Source organism: Acinetobacter sp. Marseille-Q1623, from assembly GCF_902809895.1.
In the GTDB taxonomy this organism is placed as follows: domain Bacteria; phylum Pseudomonadota; class Gammaproteobacteria; order Pseudomonadales; family Moraxellaceae; genus Acinetobacter; species Acinetobacter piscicola_A.
In genome coordinates, this window is the sequence record NZ_CADDWG010000002.1 from 549659 (window position 1) to 571011 (window position 21353).

Annotated in this window: 15 protein-coding genes; 3 read left to right on the forward strand and 12 right to left on the reverse strand. The window is 37.3% G+C overall.

Annotated elements, in window-relative coordinates; genetic code table 11:
• Positions 1 to 124 precede the first annotated feature (124 nt).
• The 6 genes from ftsZ to murG form a co-directional block, all read right to left on the reverse strand.
• Positions 125 to 1306 (reverse strand): cell division protein FtsZ, encoded by a 1182-nt coding sequence (gene ftsZ / locus HUV91_RS15260; protein ID WP_130072384.1) that lies wholly within the window; start codon positions 1304 to 1306, stop codon positions 125 to 127.
• A 161-nt stretch (positions 1307 to 1467) separates the two neighbouring features.
• Positions 1468 to 2730, reverse strand: coding sequence for a cell division protein FtsA (gene ftsA / locus HUV91_RS15265; RefSeq protein ID WP_174493956.1), 1263 nt, complete (start codon positions 2728 to 2730; stop codon positions 1468 to 1470).
• A gap of 64 nt (positions 2731 to 2794) precedes the next feature.
• Positions 2795 to 3649, reverse strand: coding sequence for a cell division protein FtsQ/DivIB (locus HUV91_RS15270; protein ID WP_174493957.1), 855 nt, complete (start codon positions 3647 to 3649; stop codon positions 2795 to 2797).
• Between the two features lie 3 nt (positions 3650 to 3652).
• Positions 3653 to 4579, reverse strand: coding sequence for a D-alanine--D-alanine ligase (locus HUV91_RS15275; RefSeq protein WP_130072387.1), 927 nt, complete (start codon positions 4577 to 4579; stop codon positions 3653 to 3655).
• A gap of 94 nt (positions 4580 to 4673) precedes the next feature.
• Positions 4674 to 6122 carry a UDP-N-acetylmuramate--L-alanine ligase gene (gene murC / locus HUV91_RS15280; protein ID WP_130072388.1) on the reverse strand — a complete coding sequence of 483 codons (1449 nt, stop codon included), beginning with the start codon at positions 6120 to 6122 and terminating at the stop codon, positions 4674 to 4676.
• Between the two features lie 13 nt (positions 6123 to 6135).
• Complete coding sequence (gene murG / locus HUV91_RS15285; protein WP_174493958.1) at positions 6136 to 7233, reverse strand: undecaprenyldiphospho-muramoylpentapeptide beta-N-acetylglucosaminyltransferase; 1098 nt, start codon at positions 7231 to 7233, stop codon at positions 6136 to 6138.
• A 354-nt stretch (positions 7234 to 7587) separates the two neighbouring features.
• Here murG and HUV91_RS15290 point away from each other — a divergent pair, with 354 nt between their 5' ends.
• On the forward strand, positions 7588 to 8781 hold the full coding sequence (locus HUV91_RS15290; RefSeq protein ID WP_174493959.1) for a CynX/NimT family MFS transporter: 1194 nt from the start codon (positions 7588 to 7590) through the stop codon (positions 8779 to 8781).
• A 75-nt stretch (positions 8782 to 8856) separates the two neighbouring features.
• On the opposite strand, the gene gshB is transcribed toward HUV91_RS15290, so the two are convergent.
• Positions 8857 to 9795: a glutathione synthase gene (gene gshB, locus HUV91_RS15295; protein ID WP_130072391.1), complete on the reverse strand. Its 939-nt coding sequence runs from the start codon at positions 9793 to 9795 to the stop codon at positions 8857 to 8859.
• A 116-nt stretch (positions 9796 to 9911) separates the two neighbouring features.
• On the opposite strand from gshB, the gene HUV91_RS15300 reads away from it, so the two are divergent.
• Positions 9912 to 10115: a DUF3565 domain-containing protein gene (locus HUV91_RS15300; protein WP_174493960.1), complete on the forward strand. Its 204-nt coding sequence runs from the start codon at positions 9912 to 9914 to the stop codon at positions 10113 to 10115.
• A 299-nt stretch (positions 10116 to 10414) separates the two neighbouring features.
• Here the strand turns inward: HUV91_RS15300 and guaA are convergent, their stop codons facing one another.
• Complete coding sequence (gene guaA / locus HUV91_RS15305) at positions 10415 to 11983, reverse strand: glutamine-hydrolyzing GMP synthase (RefSeq protein ID WP_130072393.1); 1569 nt, start codon at positions 11981 to 11983, stop codon at positions 10415 to 10417.
• A 922-nt stretch (positions 11984 to 12905) separates the two neighbouring features.
• Between guaA and HUV91_RS15310 the strand changes: the two genes are divergently transcribed.
• Positions 12906 to 13823, forward strand: a complete 918-nt coding sequence (locus HUV91_RS15310; protein WP_228721882.1) for an ADP-ribosylglycohydrolase family protein — start codon at positions 12906 to 12908, stop codon at positions 13821 to 13823.
• A 209-nt stretch (positions 13824 to 14032) separates the two neighbouring features.
• Here HUV91_RS15310 and HUV91_RS15315 read toward each other — a convergent pair whose 3' ends face one another.
• The 4 genes from HUV91_RS15315 to zorA are packed head-to-tail and all read right to left on the reverse strand — an operon-like array spanning position 14033 to position 21218.
• A complete protein-coding gene (locus HUV91_RS15315) occupies positions 14033 to 17245 on the reverse strand; it encodes a DEAD/DEAH box helicase (protein ID WP_174493961.1) in 3213 nt (1070 codons plus the stop codon).
• A 20-nt stretch (positions 17246 to 17265) separates the two neighbouring features.
• A complete protein-coding gene (locus HUV91_RS15320; protein WP_174493962.1) occupies positions 17266 to 18639 on the reverse strand; it encodes an EH signature domain-containing protein in 1374 nt (457 codons plus the stop codon).
• A 6-nt stretch (positions 18640 to 18645) separates the two neighbouring features.
• Complete coding sequence (gene zorB1, locus HUV91_RS15325; protein ID WP_174493963.1) at positions 18646 to 19377, reverse strand: type I Zorya anti-phage system protein ZorB1; 732 nt, start codon at positions 19375 to 19377, stop codon at positions 18646 to 18648.
• Positions 19378 to 19394: 17 nt separating this feature from the next.
• Positions 19395 to 21218 carry an anti-phage ZorAB system protein ZorA gene (gene zorA, locus HUV91_RS15330; protein ID WP_228721883.1) on the reverse strand — a complete coding sequence of 608 codons (1824 nt, stop codon included), beginning with the start codon at positions 21216 to 21218 and terminating at the stop codon, positions 19395 to 19397.
• Positions 21219 to 21353: the final 135 nt, after the last annotated feature.

Below are 21353 nucleotides of genomic sequence, written 5' to 3' on the forward strand. Positions count from 1 at the left end.
GCTTCTGTGTTCTTCAACCTAAATCTGCTATACGTTAGCACATTTAGCCATTGATAAAAAACAAAAAAGGCAGTAAAACTTACTGCCTTTTTCGATCATCATCAGTATTTATTTAAATAATCAATTATTTACGTTGTTGATTCTTCAAATAATCTTGAATGCTCATCGGTGTAGAACGTGGTGATGCACTGGTATTCGCAACAGGCGCATCATTGTTCTGACGCTTACTGATCGCAGGAATATCATCCTCATCTACAGCATTTTGAGTAGATTGCTGTACATTTGCAGCAACACTTACAGGAGTACGACGTTTTACTTCTGCTTCATTGGCATTACGTGTTAGACCTGTGGCAATCACAGTCACACGAATTTCATCACGTGCGTCTGGATCAAATACTGTACCAAAGAAGACTTCGCCTTCATCAAGGTCAACAATCTGATTGACAACATCTGTGATAATTTCAGTTTCACGTAATGTAACATCTGCACCACCAGTAATGTTAATCAAAACGCCTTTGGCATTCATGATATTCACATTATCTAATAATGGGCTACGAATCGCTAAACGTGCAGCTTCTTCAGCACGATCTGGACCACTGCTCTTACCTTCACCCATCATGGCATAACCACGGGTACTCATTGCAGTTTTTAAATCGGCGAAGTCAAGGTTAATATGACCCGGACGAACAACTAAATCAAAAATACTACGCACAGCATTTAACAATACATCATCTGCTTTGCGGTAAGCATCTTGCATAGAGATGTCACCATACACACTAAGTAAGCGCTGATTTGGAATAATAATCAATGAATCAACATGTTGTTCTAAAGCTTCAATGCCTTTTTCTGCTGAGCGTTGACGGCGGCGACCTTCAAAGTTAAATGGTGTTGTTACCACACCCACTGTCAAAATACCCATTTCTTGAGCAATTTCAGCAACAACTGGCGCAGCACCTGTACCTGTACCACCGCCCATACCCGCAGTCACGAATACCATGTCCGCACCTTCAAGGTGTTGGCGAATCAATTCACGACTTTCTTCAGCAGCAATTTGACCTACATCAGGGTTTGCACCTGCACCCAAACCACGGGTACTTTGTTCACCGAGTTGAATTTTAAATGGGGCATTCATACGATCTAAAGCTTGTTTATCCGTATTTGCACAAACAAATTTTACGCCTTTAATGTCCGACTGCACCATATGCTGTACGGCATTACCACCACCACCACCAACACCAAATACAGTAAAACGGGCTTGACCGTTACTATCGGTTTGTTCATCTTCTAAAAATTCAAATGAGGCCATGACCTTTAGATTTCCTACTTAATGTATGGCAGTCACTTAAGCCCGTATACTGCCTTGATCTTCAATAATAAAATTTGTTTTAGGATGCTGCTCATTGTTAAACTTGTCAAGTATAGGACGACATACTTACAACTTTTTAACAATATTCCAAAAAATCAAACCTAAAAAATACCTTTCAATTTGTTATTCATTGCAGTCCAACCATTGGCTATACGCTCCCAAACTGAGCGATGGCTATTGACTTCTGGTTCTTCTACAGCATCTTGCATTTCACTTTGACTAAATAACAATAATCCTGACGCAGTTGCATACATCGAACGGCGTAAAGCAGATAAATGTTGTTCATCTGCATATACATTTACTGTGGGATTACCCAAATGTGCTGAAACACCTAACATTCTACGTGCTAACGTTACCATACCTTCGATTTGACATACATCCCCTGTTAATACCACACCATGATATAAACTTGGTAATGCACCACGTTGTTCTAATTCATCACGCACCAAACCTAAAATTTCTTCATAGCGAGCAATGATAATTTCAGCAAGTTCAATGCGGCTGATGGTTTGTGGACCATCAATTGCTTCAAACTGAATCATATGCTCAGGTTTGACTTGATGAATATCTACACAACCATAGAGTAACTTAATTCGCTCTGCTTCTTCTGTAGTGGTTTGTAATACAGCTGCAATATCTCGCGTGACATTTTCACCACCACGTTGAATGGTATGTGCAAGTACCAAATGACCTTCAATATATACGGCAATATTGGTCGTGCCTGCGCCAATATCGAGCAAGCAAACCCCATATTCTTTTTCGTCTTTTAGCAAACTACCTTCTGCTGTTGCTAAACAAGATACCACCATTTTCTCAACAGAAATATTGGCACCTTTCATTGCACGATCAAGATTCTGCATAGTTGCAATCGGCATCATCATGAGCTGATAATGTGCAGTCATACTATGTGCAGTCAAATTAATTGGATTTTGTACCCATTCTTGTGAATCATCCAATTCAAAGCCCAAAGGGACAGCCGTTGCTAAATAATGATCTGCAGTTAAATGACTGGCTTTAGCCAAATCTAATGCACGAACAACTTCTGAAGTCGTAATCGTTCGATCTGGATTCGCAATTGGGGTACGTCCCACAGCATAATGACTTTGTAATTCTGTACTAGGGATAGAAACCCATGCCGAATGTACACGACATTCTGCCATGTCTTCCGCTTCTTGCACGGCTTGTTTTATGGCATTGGTCACTTTATCTAGGCTAACAATTTTGCCTTTATTCATGCCTTTATTACGTGCGCTTGCCATACCAATAACCTGAATATTATCAGGGGCATGCACCTTACCTATTAGAACTGAAACTTTATGTGTCCCAATGTCTATCGCAACAACTGAGGGAACAGCTTCACTCATCACTTCACTACCATTATCTTCATATTGTTTATCTTTGGCTTATCGCCTCTTATAAAGCCATCTATTATGGCTGTACTATGCTTGGATCTGCAACGCTTGGGTCATTGTTCGTTACAACAAAGCCACCATTTAAAATTTTTGGCATTTTTGCATCTTTCCATTGAATCGCAAGACCATTTCGATAACGCAAATCAATGGCAGCAATATTTGACCAAACAGGTTTTAAATCAGTTTGTGCCAAATGACTTAAACGTTGTAATTTACTCATGGTTTGATCTTGGTCAACAATAATGCGCATACCCGAATCAAACTGCATAAACCATGTCATTCGTTCTGTTAAATACAACTCTTTCAACCGAAGATGAGTAGGATGAAATAATTGATTAATCTCATTATAGCGACGCATCATAACTTTAGATTGGCTCAGTGGCCCATGCAAAAGTGGCAAATTTTGATGATTGCGTAACTGTGCTTCACTATACACATCGCCACTGTCACTCAACAATCGTCCTGTTCCCCAACGTGCAATTGCATGACGTGGCATCACTCGAACACGAATCCCATTGGGCCATGCACGAGCGACAACAACGCGATCTACCCAAGATACTTCTAATGCCCGATCTCGAATTTGCTCTAAGTCAGAAGTAAAATAATTATCCTTGACCACAGGGGCTAAATATTGCGACAGCATTTGATTTTCGATAGGTGAATCTACACCCACCACTTGCAAAGTCGCGACTTTAGCATCTGTCACAACTTTATATAAACCAAACAAACCAGCAACCAATACTAAAAAAGCCACACACAGCAAGACCCACCCACCAGCATGAATTAACTTTTCTTTACGAGTGGGCGGCTTCTCATGTATTGAAGTAATTGCTGCCTTTTTACGGCGCATCGAAGCAGGGAGTTGAGCCATAAATTAGTGTGTATCGCCCAAAGTCTGTTCTAAAATTGCCACACAAAGTTGATCAAACTCATAACCAACCGCTTGAGCAGCTTTTGGTACTAATGAATGACTGGTCATACCTGGCACAGTGTTAACTTCAAGCAACCAGAAATTACCTTGTTCATCTAGCATGGCATCAATACGCCCCCAACCACTTGCACCCACAGCTTGGAAAGCACGTAAGCATAGTTCTTGCAGTTGTTTTTCTTCTGTTTCGCTTAAACCACACGGAATTCCATATTCAACGTCGTTGCGGTTATATTTTGCTTCATAATCATAGAATGCAACATCCGCAGGCGGTTGTAAGCGAATGACAGGTAAAGCCTGTCCATTTAAAAAGGCAATGGTATATTCACGCCCTGTAATCCATTTTTCCGCCATCACAACAGCATCATGAACTGTTGCTTTTTCAATAGCTTTTGCTAGATCTTCAGCTTTTTCAACCTTACTCATCCCTACACTTGAACCTTCATGTACAGGTTTGATGATTAAAGGTAAGCCTAAACTTTCAATCACTTCATTTAAGTTTGAATCTTTAGAAATGATACGATACGGTGCAGTCGGCAATGCTGAACCTTGCCAAATTTGTTTGGTTTTAACTTTATCCATGCCAATTGCAGAACCTTGCACACCAGTTCCTGTATAAGGAATGTTTAACCACTCCAAAACACCTTGGATCTGACCATCTTCACCACCACGACCATGCAAGACAATAAAGGCACGATCGTAATTTACAAGTTCCGTCACACTACGTTCTTGTGGATCAAAGCTTTCAGCATTTACTCCTGAACGCAATAATGCTTCTAATACAGCTTTACCACTATCTAATGACACCTCACGCTCAGCAGATTTACCACCAAGCAACACCGCTACTTTGCCGAATTTAGAAGCATTTGACACGTTTAAATCCTTAAACTTATATGTTAGTCAATTTAAATTAAAATATTGGGTTTCACTATTTTTCTGTCAAACAATAAAAACCCAACATTGTAAATTATTTTAAATACAATTGATTTTGAGCCAATTCTATCGAAATTGCACCCACGTTACCCGCACCTTGTGTTAATAACAAGTCATTCGCTTGTAACACTTTTTGTATAACGTTCTGCAAATTACCTTCGACAGGATCAATCAAAATCGGCTCAACCTCGCCACGCAGGCGAATACTACGCGCCAATGAGCGGCTATCCGCACCCACAATCGGTTTTTCACCCGCAGGATATACCTCTAAAAGTAATAGTTGATCGACTTGTGACAACACATCAACAAAGTCATCAAAACAATCACGTGTACGACTGAAACGATGAGGTTGGAACATCATCACTAAGCGACGATCTGGATGACTCGCACGTGCCGCTTTAATGGTCGCTTCAACTTCTTTAGGATGGTGACCATAGTCATCGACAAGTTTTACATTGCCTTCGCCAAGCGCAAATTCACCTTGTACTTGGAAACGACGACCCACGCCACTAAAGCTTTCTAAAGCACGTGCAATAGCAGCATCTGAAACACCTTCGTCAGTTGCAATACCAATTGCAGCCAAAGCATTTAAAATATTGTGTAAGCCTGGCAAGTTAATGGTTAAACGTAAAGGTTCACGATCTTTACGTAAAACAGTAAAGCTTGATTGCATGCCTGTTTGTTCAACATCGATTGCACGAATATCATTATCTTCATTAAAACCATACGTTAAAACGGGACGACCGATACGCGGCATAATTTCGCGAATATTGGCATCATCACCACAGACGACAGCTAAACCATAAAATGGCATTTTTTGTAAAAACTTGACGAAGGTATCTTTTAATACGTCAAAGCTACCACCATAAGTGTCCATATGGTCTGCATCAATATTCGTGACAATCGCAGCCATTGGCTCTAAGTGTAAGAATGATGCATCTGACTCATCCGCTTCAGCAACGATATAACGGCTTGCTCCAAGTGCAGCATTTACACCTGTACGATTGAGTAATCCACCAATCACATAAGTTGGATCCATATTTTCTTCAGCAAGCATGCAAGTGACTAAGCTAGTTGTTGTCGTTTTGCCATGCGTGCCCGCAACTGCGATCCCATGACGATAACGCATTAACTCACCCAACATTTCGGCACGACGAACAACAGGAATGCGGTTTTCAATTGCTTCTTTAACTTCAAGATTTTCAGGATCAATGGCAGTTGAAACCACCAATACATTTGCACCTTGAATATTTTGAGCTGCATGCCCGATATAAACTTTAATCCCGTTTTCTTCAAGCTGTGCCGTTGTTTTAGATGCCTTAATATCAGAGCCTGAAACTTTATAACCTTGGTTTTTCAATACTTCGGCAATACCACACATCCCTGCACCACCAATACCCACAAAATGGATATGCTTAATACGGCGCATTTCAGGAATTTTAATCAGGTTTTTTGCTTTATCAGCTGGGCTTGTTGGAGACATAATCAACTCTAACTTACAAATCTTGAATTAAACCAACCACACGCTGTGTTGCGTCAGGTTGGGCTTGTTGACGAGCTTTAACCGCCATTTCCATCAATAATTGGCGATTCATCAACGGCATTAATAAATCCTTTAACGAATCAGGTGTCATGGTGGCTTGTGGACAAATTTTTGCAGCACCAATTTTTTCCAAAAAACGAGCATTTGCTGTTTGATGGTCATCCACTGCGCTTGGTAAAGGGACAAAGACCGCAGCGACACCCGCAGTTGCCACTTCAGTTACAGTGAGTGCGCCTGCACGACAAATAATTAAATCAGCATCACTATACGCTTTTGCCATATCTTCAATGAATGGCTGAACTTCAACGTGCAAAGTTTCAGGTAAATTTGCATATAATGCTTGTGTGGCTTCTTGCTTATTTTGACCACATTGATGATAAACACTCAGTGGAACATTAAGCTGTTTCAACGCTTGTGGTACACATTCATTTAAAGCTTGTGCCCCTAAGGAACCACCCACAATGAGAATACGAATGGGTTCACCTGAATTTTCACGTTCTTTATAACGATAAGATGGATTATAAATTGCGGTAATTTCTGCACGCACAGGATTACCTGTTGTCACAATTTTTTCAGATGCAGGAAAGGTATTTGGAAATGCCTGACATACTTTTTTTGCTACACGTGAAAGTTGCGTATTGGTAAAGCCCGCCACAGCATTTTGCTCATGAATAATCACAGGAATACCCAATAAACGGGCAGCCAAACCACCCGGACCTGCAACATACCCCCCAAAGCCTGCAACAGCATCAACTTTGAGCTGCTTCATATAGCGCATTGCGCTTAAGGTTGCTTTTAAAATTTTAAAAGGTGCTGCTAATTTACGGACAAGACCATTGCCACGTACACCTTGAATATCAATTTGATAAATTGGAATATCATGTTGTTTTAATAAACGATTTTCCATTCCCGCCGGGGTTGCTAACCATGAGACTTGGCACCCTTGTTGTTGCAACTCTTTAGCGACCGCTAAGGCTGGAAATACATGCCCACCTGTACCTGCTGCCATCATCATGACATGCTTAGGTGTAGTTTGTTGAGGTTTGCTCACAGTCTAATTCTTCAATACCAAAAATAAAATTTAACGAGTCTTTAAGCAGACAATTGTAATCACAAACCATGAGAGGGAAAAGTTTATTTACTTTTTTTCACCTGACACTTCATTGTTTTTTTCTACTGATTTGAAAGTTTAAACTAGTTTTGTTATTAATCTATCAGAAAATACTTATTTTTGTACAATTTATATATTTTAAATCGGGATTCCTGTATGCCTTAAGTATTTATCGTATCTTTCTCTTTATATGAAAAATTTATCTATAAACTTAAAATTGTTTTTATAGAAATATATTTTATTCTCTTTATACTCAAATTTGACTTAAAAATTATTCATGGAAGAATAGACATCGTGACACAACATAATTCACGACATGATCTTTGGATTATTGCAGCAGGATATTTGGCTGCGATTCATGTCGGTAAACTCTCCCCTATTCTGCCTATTTTACAAAAACAACTTGATCTAAATCTTGCACAAGCAGGACTTGCTTTGTCTTTAGTACAAGCCGCAGGTATGTTGTTTGCGTTATGTTTAGGAAGTTTCAGTGAAAAAGTTGGGCTTAAACAGTGCTTTATTGCAGGTTTAGTGATTTTAGGCTGTGCAAGTTTAAGCGGTGTTTTTATTAGTTCACTATTCAGTTTATTTTTCTTTAGATTTTTTGAAGGAATTGGCTTTTTATTGATTACCCTCACTGCTCCTGCAATTTTAAAAAGAATCTGTGATCCACAAAAAATGAATGTAAAAATGGGCATCTGGGGGTCTTATATGGGACTCGGTGTAGGGATTGCCATGCTCAGCATTCCGTTATTATTACAGTACTTTTCTTGGCAACATATTTGGTTTGGTTTAGGACTGCTCTGTTTAGGCTTTGCAGCAATTGTGCAAGTTTTACTTTATCTTCCACGTACACATTCAACACAGACCTCATCATTATCATTTTTAAGTGTTGTTAAAATGACACTGCGTCACGCACCTGTTGTCTGTTTAGCCATCATTTTTGCTGCTTATACCAGTCAATGGCTGACCGTCATTGGTTTTTTACCGAGTATTTATCTCAATGCAAAAATTGATTTTCAAGTTGCAGGGATATTAACAGCTCTTGTTTCAATTTCTAATATTGCGGGAACATTGGCTGCAGGTGCACTTTTACACCATGGGATTACGGCTAAAAAACTCATCATTACAGGTTTTTTGACCATGTGTACGATGTGTTTCGTTATGTTCGTATTCAATCAATATTTACCATTTCCAATTCAATATTTCAGTGTCATTATTTTTTCTGCTGTAGGCGGGCTGATTCCTGCAACCGTTTTTGCGATTACTTTAAATTACGCACCTCATCCGAATGCAATTGCAGCAAGTGTCGGTTTAGTATTACAAATTTCAGCTTTTGGACAATTTATATTGCCACCTCTGAGTGGAATGCTCGTTTCATATACACATAATTGGAGCAATATTGTCTGGATTACCACAGCTTTGTCTTTACTTGGCATTGGCGCAGTTTGGCAATTATTTAAAGCGTACCCCGTAAAAATACAATAAATGTCATTTAAAAATTTTAGACATATTAAAAAAACACCAGCTTGATGCTGGTGTTTTCAAACCGACTTAAAACGATTAACGTCCTGCTTCTAGGACAGCAAATAAGTCATCAGCAATTGAGGTGCCAAATTGTGTATCAATTTCTCGAATACACGTTGGGCTGGTGACATTAATTTCAGTGACATAGTTACCAATCACATCTAAACCAACAAAAACTAAGCCTTTTTCTTTTAAAAATGGACCCACTTTTGCTGCAATCGCTTTGTCATTTTCAGTCAATGGTCGAGCTTCACCTAAACCACCTGCTGCCAAGTTACCACGCACTTCTCCATTTTGTGGAATACGTGCCAAGCAATATGGAACAGCTTCACCATTGATCATGAGAATACGTTTATCACCATCCACAATTTCAGGAATATAACGCTGTGCCATGATTGGTTGTGTACCATTATTTGTTAAAATTTCAATGGTTGAACCAATATTTACTCCATCTTGGTATAAACGGAAAATACCCATTCCCCCCATACCATCTAAAGGCTTAACAATCACATCACCATGTTCTTTTAAAAACTCGCGAATCAGACTTTGTTGTGACGTCACTAAAGTCGGCACTTGTAGCTCAGGGAACTGAGTTGCAAATAGTTTTTCGTTACAGTCACGCAGGCTTTGTGGCTTATTAATAATCCATGCACCTTCACGCTCTGCTTGTTCTAAAATATAAGTGGTATAAACAAAGTTCATATCAAATGGTGGATCTTTACGCATCAACACCACATCATAATCAGCCAAAGATTGCTTTTGTTTTTCACCCAATTCGTAATAGTGGTTGTAATCTTCAAATACTGTTAAAGGATGAATTAAGCCAAACGCTTTACCTTGATCAATATATAAATCTTGCTGTAATGCATAGCCGAGTTCATGCCCACGTCGTGATGCTGCCCATAACATTGCCATGGTTGAATCTTTTTTGAGATTTACATTTTCAATCGGGTCCATCACTACAAGTACGCGCATTTTTAAGCTCTTTTTCAATATTTAATGGTTTTAGTATAGCCGAGATTTTTCTTGCATTTATGCCATTTTCAGTAAAGCTTTGATGAATTATATTTTTAAATATTTTAAGGATAAATATGCAACAAGCCATAATTGCTTTTCATATAGACCATGAAGGTCATTGGGTGGCTGAGCTTGCTTGCGGTCATACGCAACATGTTCGTCATACGCCACCTTGGCAAAATCGTCCGTGGATAATGAATGAACAAGGGCGAAGAGAAAAAATTGGGATGATGTTGGAATGTAAAGCGTGTGAAGTGAAGAACACGAGTTTTACTTAAGTCATCCATAAATTACGATCATCGGTAAAAATGAAAAAGAGCGCCTAAGCGCTCTTTTTTACTTAATCATGTCGATCAACTACCGCAAACACTTTGCACAAAATTCAAAACAACATGTTGTATTTTGCTCTTAGGGTAATTTAGGCAAGAAGCATTGCTTCTTCAAAGCCCTCACTGCCGCAGGCATAGCCTTTGCCGTAATTTAGGCAAGAAACGTTGTTTCTTGAAAGCCCTCACTGCCGCGGGCACAGCCCTTGGCGTAAAATCAGCAAAATGCGTTGCATTTTGAAACCCTGATTTTACTCCCATTCAATCGTTGCAGGTGGTTTAGATGAAACGTCATAAACAACACGAGAAACGTCTGCAATTTCATTCATAATACGTGTAGAAATCTTGTCTACGAGGTCGTATGGAAGATGTGCAAAACGAGCCGTCATAAAGTCAACTGTTTCAACCGCACGAAGTGCAATCACCCATGCATAACGACGACCATCACCCACCACACCCACAGATTTGACAGGTTGGAATACAGCGAATGCTTGCGCAGTTTTGTCATACCAACCGCTTGCACGAAGCTCTTGCATAAAGATGTCATCAGCTAAACGTAAAATGTCAGCATATTCTTTTTTCACTTCGCCAAGGATACGAACACCTAAACCTGGACCTGGGAATGGATGACGATACAGCATCTCATGTGGCAGACCTAAAGTTGTTCCTAAACGGCGAACTTCGTCTTTAAATAAATCACGGATTGGCTCAACCAATTCAAACGCTAAATCTTCTGGTAAACCACCCACGTTATGGTGTGATTTAATCACATGCGCTTTACCATTTTTAGTTGCAGCAGATTCGATCACGTCAGGGTAAATCGTGCCTTGAGCAAGGAAATTTACGCCATCAAGTTTACGTGCTTCCTCAGCAAAAACTTCGATGAACTCACGACCGATGATTTTACGTTTTTTCTCAGGATCAACTTCACCAGCAAGTGCAGACAAGAAACGATTTTCAGCGTCGGCACGAATCACACGGATGCCCATGTTTTTTGCAAACATGTCCATCACTTGTTCGCCTTCGTTCAAACGAAGTAAGCCATTATCCACAAATACACATGTCAATTGGTCGCCAATCGCTTTATGTAAAAGTGCAGCAACCACAGATGAATCCACACCACCTGAAAGACCTAGTAATACTTTTTGATCACCAATTTGCGCACGTAATTGCTCTACACGTAAGTCGATGATGTTTTCAGAATTCCAAAGGTTACGGCAACCACAAATACCATGAACGAAGTTAGACAGAATCTCTGCACCTTTGGCAGTATGTGTCACTTCAGGATGGAACTGAATACCATAGAAACGACGATTTTCATCCGACACCATCGCAAATGGACAGCTTGGTGTGCTTGCAGTCACTTGGAATCCTTCAGGGATACGCGTTACTTTATCACCGTGGCTCATCCATACTTTCAATTGGTCTTTATTGTCTTCAAGATCACCAATCAATTTGTCACGAACCTGAATATTGACTTCAGCATAGCCAAACTCATGTACATCACCTGGCTCAACTTTACCGCCAAGTTGCTCTGACATGGTTTGTAAACCATAGCAAATGCCCAATACTGGTACGCCTAAATTAAAGACGATTTCTGGTGCACGTGGACTGCCTTCTTCATGCACACTTTCAGGACCACCTGAAAGAATGATCCCGTTCGGGTTAAATGCACGAATGTCTTCTTCTGACATATCAAACGCATACATTTCAGAATAAACACCAGCTTCACGAACACGGCGTGCAATCAATTGGCTATATTGAGAACCGAAATCCAGAATGAGGATACGATCTTCAGTAATTTGAGTATTGGTCGTCATGGATATACAACTATGCAGGCAAATGGATTTAAGCGCCATATTCTAACATTTTTCAGCGCAGGACGCACACCATTGCAGCAAATTTGCATAATTTTCCACAAATGTACTTGTGAAATATGCGAATACAACGGAGAGCCCAACTGGGTCAACAAATATATTCCATAGTTAAAAAATCTAAACTCAATCAAACAGCAATTTATATAATCACACAAATAATATTCTAATTTTTATCCAATCTAAGGTGATGTATACTGAAATAACAGGCGACTTTCACTTGGGAAATTCTTCTATGCAGCCAACTAGTAAAAGCTCTTTGTCATTTAAAGTACTTTATACAGAGTGCGGCACACAATGGTCACATTTTGGTCACCGAACATGGGGACGGCTAATAAAATTTATAAGTAGGCTCAAGTAAACACTTTGAACCAGCTAGAAAAATATGAATAAAATCAACAATAAAAAAGCCCCCATCTTTCGATGAGGGCTTTTTGAATCTGGAGCGGGAAAGGAGACTCGAACTCCCGACCCCAACCTTGGCAATAGTCACCGACATAAATGACCTTAAATTACAGCAAGTGTATTTAATTATATTTATTTAAAATCAAAAAATTACCAATATTTTTAAATTTAACGTCATTTTACATTGTCTAAAGTAACATAATTATGGTCACTTTTTTAATTGAATAATTTATAAACAATGACAAACATAAAATAATTTGTATCGCTGTGGATAATTAATTTTATACCATTTGGTAAAAATAAAGAGGATTGTTGGGTCGATTATAACTTTTCAATATCTATTCGGAGCTTGATATTAAATGTAAAGAAAATAAAAATTGTATTTATCAGACCTAACTCTCCGATTGGAAAATTCATATTTTTATAGAGCTATAAATATGGCAATAATATAAAAGGCCACTTTATGATGAACCCTACAACCTCTAATTTTAAAGATAAAGCGCTCGGTTGCCTGATTGGGCTCGCATGTGGTGATGCTGTTGGTACTACTGTTGAGTTTTTGCCCCGAGGCCGATTTAAGCCTGTTACGGACATGATTGGAGGCGGAAAATTTCAACTCAAGGCAGGCATGTGGACAGATGACACTGCAATGACTTTGTGTTTGGCTGAAAGTTTGATTATTCACAAAGGCTTTAATGCACAAGATCAAATGGATCGTTATTGGTTGTGGCTAGACCAAGGCTATAACTCCTGTTTGCCTCATGCTTTTGGAGTTGGAAAAACCATCTTGAATGCTTTATTTCGCTATCATAAGACGGGGCAAGTTTATAGTGGTCGTACCGAATCACACTATTCCGGTAATGGGTCTTTAATGCGTCTAGCCCCGATTATTTTATATTATCAACACGATTTAACTCTGTTATATCGTTACGCTGCATTAAGTTCACAAACCACACATGCATCTACTGAGTGTATTGAAGCTTGTCAGTACTTTGCTCATGTAGTCACCAATGCTTTACAGGGACAATCCAAAGAACAGATTTTTGATATCCACTTTTCGACAGCGTTACCTGATCTTCAGCAGATTGTTTTAGGACAATATCGTGACAAAACAGAAGATCAAATCAAAGGCAGTGGCTATGTCATAGAAAGTTTAGAAGCAGCACTTTGGGCTTTTTGGCACAGTTCAAATTTTGAAGATGCAATTTTGAAAGCAACCAATTTAGGTGATGATGCAGATACAACAGCAGCGATTTGTGGGCAAATTGCGGGGGCATATTATGGTTTAGCAGGAATACCGAAACACTGGAAAAATCAACTCTATCGCTATGATGATATAGTTCAATTGGCTGAATTGCTTATCGCTGAGCAGATCTCATAAGATTTTATAATTGAGGGTAGATCACCTAACTTTAAACGATAACACGGACTTAGAACTTTCTACTTTTGACCTCAATTAATAATGAGAGTATACCGTTCTAATCATTAAATCTTGCGCAGCTGTGTGGCTCATGGCATTTAGCCTTGAGCCACTTTATTATTGAATTCGGTGGCCGCTTAAGTAATCACCTTTAAATTTATGAAAAGTAATTACACAAAATAATTTACAGCTTCCATTAACTCTTTACCTATATCAAGGCTTGGCTTTAACATATCATCAGCAAGTTCTCTCTTACTTGACAATAATCTATCCAATTTCACCTCAAATGTATCAAAGTCTTCCGCCTTTATCGTCGGATAATACACAAAAACTTCTTTTTCTTGACCTATACGATAAGCACGATCAGTTGCCTGATCTTCCTTAGCAGGATTCCAACTACGTGTGTAATGAATAACGTGATTTGCTTTTTGGATATTCACTCCAAATCCTACAGCTGTAGTAGATAAAATAATGATATTAAATCCAGCCTTTTTTTGAAATTTATCAATTAAATTTTGTCTGGTTAATCCTTTCTTACTACTCGTATTAGAATCACCATTTATAGTTATAATATTTAAGCCAAATCGTTCCATTAAAATTCGCATGAGAAAAACTTGTATATCTCTAAACTCTGTAAAAATAATAACTTTTTCATTTCGTTGTTTAATCATTTCCAATGTATTGATTAACCAACCCACCTTTGGAGAATCTTTTAATGTTATATCTGACTGAAGCTGTAAAGGATGTGCACAAATCATTCTCATGCTATGTAGTGACGTGAGCATTGCTCCCTGATTTCCTTCAGCTGACATTTTATGAAAACGATTCACCACATCCACATATAACTGTCTTTGCAATGGAGAAATAGTGATGTCCTTACAATGTACTACCTCACTTTTTGGTGGTAAATCTGCAACATCATGCTTCATTCTTCTTAACACTTGAGGTGCAATGATTTCCCGTAGTTTTGCTAAAACTGTTGCATCACTGCCACTGCTATTTTCTATAGGTTTTCGATAGTTTCGTCCAAATTCATTGAGTGGGCCTAATAAGTTTTCTTGTATAAAATCAAATAAGCACCAAAGATCAGTTAATGAATTTTCAACGGGAGTTCCTGTACATGCTATTTTAAAATCAGCTTTTTGTGCCTTAGCTGCTTTGGTTACCATTGCTGTTGGTACTTTAATTTTTTGTGCCTCATCACAGATCATGATGCCCCAATCTTCTCTTGCCAAAGAAAACTCTAGATCACGCATAGTTTCATAGGTAGTAAGAACAATATCTGCCTCTCCACGCCATCCCTCTTCAAGAAGATTGGTAATACCATGATGATCTCTCAATTGTGATGAAATCAAATGCCTAGGTATTTTTCTTTCTTTCAGTTTTTCACCATATAGACTCAAAATTTCAGGAAACTTAGCACTAAAAAAACGATTCGCTTCAGCTTCCCAATTCTCTAATAAGGAAACTGGTGCAACAACTAATACAGGTTTTTTATTCTTTGCCCGCTCTAAATACTCACCAATGAAACATAGTAATTGTAATGTTTTCCCTAAACCCATATCGTCAGCTAACAAACATCCACCCACATGTTCTGGCGCATATTGATGTAAATTCTGTAACCATGCTACACCATAAGATTGATGTGCCTTCAGACTAAATTCTGTTTGCCTAAAACTACTTGGTAATCTCGCATGTGGTGGAGAACACTCATCAAAAATAAGTTGATTGGCGCGTTGTTTAGTAAATTCAGCTTCTTCAATATTATTTGCAATTAATAATGTATCTTTCTTTTTTTGATACTGAGCTGTTTTTTCTTCAATTACACTTTGATCTTGATTATTAGAAATACGCAGTTGATTCAGTAAGTTTTGAGCCTGTTCTATAGATAGCTTTTTATCCGTATTTGGGAAGGTGAACTCATCTAAATTATTCTGTTTCGCTTGCTGAATACATTTTTCAAGCAATTCAATATTTTGTTTTAAATTTTCATCTTGTAACAGCTGCCCTAAATCCATGAGATGCTGTGGCAACCACTCAGACTCACCACTATCTCTTTTAATAAATTCAGAATTAAGTTGTTCTGCTTCACCAATACCAATGACACGCTCACTATAATTAGATAAATCTAAAACTTGCTTTGCCTGTAATTCATCTTGGTATTTTTGTATTTCATGCAGCTCTTTTTTTAAATCTTCGATTTCTTGCTCTAGAAATTGACTACGCTCAATTTCATATCCAGCCCATATAAAAAATAACGATTTTTTTTCATAAGCTTGAATAAAAAACAAAGTTTGATCAATATTGTTCAATTCTAAGAATATTGTGCTGTGCTCTCTTTCCGAATTTTCATGAAGTACTAGTTTTGCAGCTTCATAATACCCTAGCTCATTATATTGTTTTTGAATTTGTAAATTATAAGTATAAATTTCTGCTTGTTGTTTTGATGCCTCAAAACTCTCTGGTGAAATGACACTAATCGCGTCATCACCTAATTGAGCAAAAGGATTATGTATAAATGCCTGAGCTCTTTCACCTGATACACGACGATTTGGCATTTTTTTGATTTCAGTTAATACACTTTTGACTTGTGGATCAATCACAATATGTGCAAGTCCACCATTAGGTAAACTCATACTATATTGATCCTGAACTTGATTATATTGATCAAATGCATCTAACCAATTTTCTGGCATTTCATCAAATTCTGGTTGAATTTCAACAACAGACTCATGACTAATTAAGTTTCTTCGAAGATTAAGTTGTAACTTTTCTGGCGCTAATACAATAGTCTTTCTTAAAAAATCATCTAAATTTGCATTTGCTTTATTCGCTACATTTCTTATTTTTGCCCAATATTTTTGGTTTAATTCTTTATCTTTTGGCTGTAAATGTGAAAACTCTTTAAGTAATTCGACTAATTTAAAACATTGCTCATTGAGTAAATATTGCTGACCATCTACTGTTAGGATCGCACCCAGCCTCTGATATGGGCTTTTAATTCTCGTATTATTCTCGTTCAGCCATCCATCTAAAATGATTTTGAATTCAGTATCACTTAATCCGCCCTCACTTCGAATAATAGGGCGTAAATTGATTTGAGAAGGTAAATTTAATAAGTGAATAACACTATGATGTTCCTTATCCTGTAAAATTTGGAATAACTCTTCCCATGGTAAAATATAATGATCATCTGAAAGATATGCTAATTCCTCTTCTTCAAGACTTTGCCAATAAAAATCTGCATTTTTGGTACTCACATTTTGTCTAGATGAATACAGAACGCCTAATTCATTAAAAATGAATGGATTTGACTCTAATGGAGTAGCTTCATCCACATGAGAATCAGTATTTTTCTTTCTTTTCCAAAATGCTAGTCTCATTCAAATACCCCTTCACAAGATTAATCTGGATAAATTCCTAAAGCTTTTAAACGTTTATCAAAAGAATTTTCCCATGAACCATTATGGGATAAATAAAAATCTGCCTTTGCAGTAGATTTTAAATCTGTAATATTTACAAGTTGTAAACTAGCATTAGCCCCTTTATAAGGAAGCTTTCTATAAAAATATGTTGCATTATTAAGTTCAGAAAATTCAACTATATAATACCCCCCTATTTTTATCATAAATGCATTAGCTGCTGTACTTTTTCCAATTATTCGCTTATATCTACCCTGATTTTTATTTTTAAATTCTTCTTGTTGCCTCGTTGCATGGTAAATTGCATCATCATTTAAAAATATTTCTGAAAGAGAAACTTGCTTAATAAAGCGCAACCAATAATTGAATCTACGCGTTTCTGCACCATGACTAAATACCTTAAAAAATGCTTCTAGATCCGCTCTCACAAACCATTGGTTCACCATATATCTAGTCTCAGCATTCACATTATTCCACCCTGCCGATGAATTATATTGTGGATTTCCCCATTGATTTAAAGCTAAATGCTTTAATGCATCATGTACAACTTCCCGTTGAATACTCTGTGCATATCTCTCTAGCAGAGCAACAAGAATTTCCGTGGTATATAACGTATTTTTTTCCGATAATATAAGAAATCGTGGAATTAACTGAAAGAATTCCGCTTCACTCATTTTCTTAATAGATTGAATTGAAGAATGAATCAAATCATCCCAAAACCAGCTATTAGGTGCTATTTTTAAACTTTCTAAATCCTGTTGAATGCTATTTGAATCTTGATCCTTTAAAAATCTGCCTACAAAAATTTGAGTAGGTAAGTCTGATAAAAGTTCAGGATAATCTATAAGGGCATTCATCCACTTTTTCGGGCGCTGTGCATCTCTGTAAACCTGTGATCTATGTGCACTCAGTATACTTCTCAGGTGAAGCCACGTTTCAGGCTTATTTTTGACATCTTCATTTTCTAAAGCAAAGTAGCTATACAATAATGGAAAATAAACTAGTCCGATAAGGTCTAGCTTAGCTTGTGTAAAATGTTGAAGAATTTTTTTACCAATATCACTAAAAATGAGTTTATTTTCAGTGTCTGGTAAAACTTTACTTAAAGCCCACGCTAAATTTTTCCAATCTCGCTTAGAAAGCGAATAGAAACCTGTATCGTGAAATTTAGAAATTGTTCTAAAAATTTTTTGATCTAAAGGAATAGCATTCTCAAAATCGTCAAATCGTTGTTCAAGAACATATAATGTTTTGATTAATTTCTGTGGCTTTACAAATTTTGTGTGTACAACCTCTTGAGCCAAAGAATGACTTAGTTGTTGTTCTAACCTCTGTTTTAACTTGTCTATGCTCATATTAAACTACCGTGCTAATTGACATGTCTCAACAGGCGCTGAAACAAACTTAGGTTGTGGTGCTGAAGTCTCTCTCTCTTTTAATCCATAAAATTGCATTCTTAATTCGACTCGACGAGATGCCTCTTTACTGTCTTTAGCTGAGTTAAAAGATACTCCCCCTGCCAAAAAGAGCTGTTTAACTTGATTTTTTTGCTGTTCGGTTAGAGATAACCCTGTACTAAATTTGGGGTCAAGTAAACTGCACATCACCCATTCTGAACGACGCAAACTCAAATTTAAATTATAGAGATATGAGCCATCAGTATCTGTGAAGCCTTCGATCACAATTTGCTTAAACCATTTTTCACCTTTTGGATTATTTGCTTCTTCAATAATAATTGGGACAATTGTATTTAATCGCTGCCTACCAATTTCATTTAAACGATAATCATTGTGTGCAAACCGTCCTGCCTCACCAAAATTAATACGATTATTTTTACAATCTACCTCTATTCCAGCATCTTTCAGCTTTGCACTATGCTGAATACCTTGACAAATATTTAAAATTTCAGCACTTCTCTGATCTTCAGCTTGAGTTGCCTCATTAATCTTTTTTGTCACAATCATCAACGATACAGCCATGACGACAAGAAACAATGTCATCAAAGCTGTCATTAAATCTGCAAAAGAAATCCAAAAGGGTTTTTCACCATCGTCTTTAGGGCGAGCTTTTTTAGAGTACCGATTACCTAACATTGATCATGCACTCCAGTTTAATTTTTCTTCTGTCTAACGAGGTCCTCTAGATCCTCAACAAAATTTCCTAGGCCCTCTACCCCAACAGAAAGACGCTTAACAGCTTGATCTAAAGTGTTGTCATAAATACCTAAAGAATGATTTAGACTTGTTTCAACAGAAGCACCAAAGCTATCAAAGCTTTTAACGAGAACATCACTGACTTGCTCAAGATAATCTTGCATCTCTTGTTTAACTTGACTTAATGCACTTGTCATTTGATGCATATCATCAAGCATTTTTGTACTCATCCCTACTTCAGACTGTGCTTGTTTCAATAAACTTTCTAAAACACCGATTGCTTTGTTTACACTATCTTGTGAGTTTTTATAATCACCCAATAACGAGATAAGATTACTACTTGCGCTTGTAAGATGTGTAGATGTAACAGTGACTTCAGAAATTAACTCTGACGCTTTATCAGTAACAGTAATTAATGATGTACCAGCCATATTAAATTGTTCTGAAGCAAGGCGCATTTTTTCAGCCCCATTGTTCATTCCATGAATACTTTCTGTCGTTACTTGAGTCAGTTTCTGAATATTATTTTTGTATGCATCAACCGCATTTTGACTTTGTAATATAAGTTCTTTAATTTCTAAGCCAAGGCTATTTATTAATACTGAGGACTCTTCATGTAATTTATGCTGGTTCGCAGCAATAATACTATCTTGCTCTATGCGTTGCTGGGCAATATTAGCAACTACACTAGACATTGTTCCACCCATATTTTCTATAAGCTCAGAAACTCTGCCATTTAACTGCTCAATTGAATATTGCCCTTGTTCACCAATTTTTTTTGCACTTTGAGCTAAATGATCAACCATCTCATTCATTTGTTCTGACATAGCATTCTGCTTTGACTGAATATCTTCAATCATATTTGCCATCTGAATTTCTAAGTTTTTCGTAGAACTTTCACTGTTTATTTTCATATCGGTTACGAGTTGACTAAACCCTAACTGCATTTCTTTCATCGCAGATACAGATTGAATCATCATTTCACTCATACCATTCATTTGTGCGCCAAAAGTTGACTCTAATTTAGTCATAAACGCTGTCAGTACATCTGCCATAAGTGACTGAACAGCAGAACTTTGATCACCACTGACTTGCTGTACACTTGAAGCAATTTTTTCTAAAGGTGCTTGTAAATTATCTGAAATAGACTGGCCAATTTGATCTGCCATATCTTTACTTGTTTTGGCATAGCTTTCTGTCAACTGTGAGGTAAATGCCAATTGATTCTTTTTATTTTCATCAATTAAGTTAGTCATCATAACCTTTAAGTCATTGACTAAACTATCTTTTAATTGACGGGCATTGGTTTCATTTGCCTGTGATGACTGCAATAGTTTTGCTAAATATTCTTCACCAGTAGCATCATTTTCAAAAATTTTATCAATTTCAATCGTTAGACTTTCTAAGCTCTCATAACATTTTCTTAGCCAAGATTTTTCGCGCCATGTGATAAGCATAGCAGCTAAAATTGCCAGACCAGATGCAATAAAAGCCTCACCGACTCCACCTAATAATAATGCTAAACTGTCTTGCACTTTGGCAGGATCACCAGCAGGATCAAAGGCAAATAAACCAAATAATAATCCAGTAAATGTAGCAATAATACCAACACCAGTAATAATACCTGGTAAATGTTTATAAAACTCTACTTTTAAAGGGGTATCAACCAATGCAGATTGTGTAAAAAATACTTCACTAGCAGCTGTTGCACGAGAAGTAAGTAATACACTCTCACCATCTACGATCTCATAAACATCATGAAATGAACTTTTGTAGTTCAACCAAGCATTTTCTAAAAGTAAACTATCTATAAACTTATTATCTAGTTCAGATTTATCTAAATTATTTATATCAACTTGCTTTAAATAGTTTTGGATAGATAATAAATCATTATTTAATTTTTCTGCAGGTTGAAT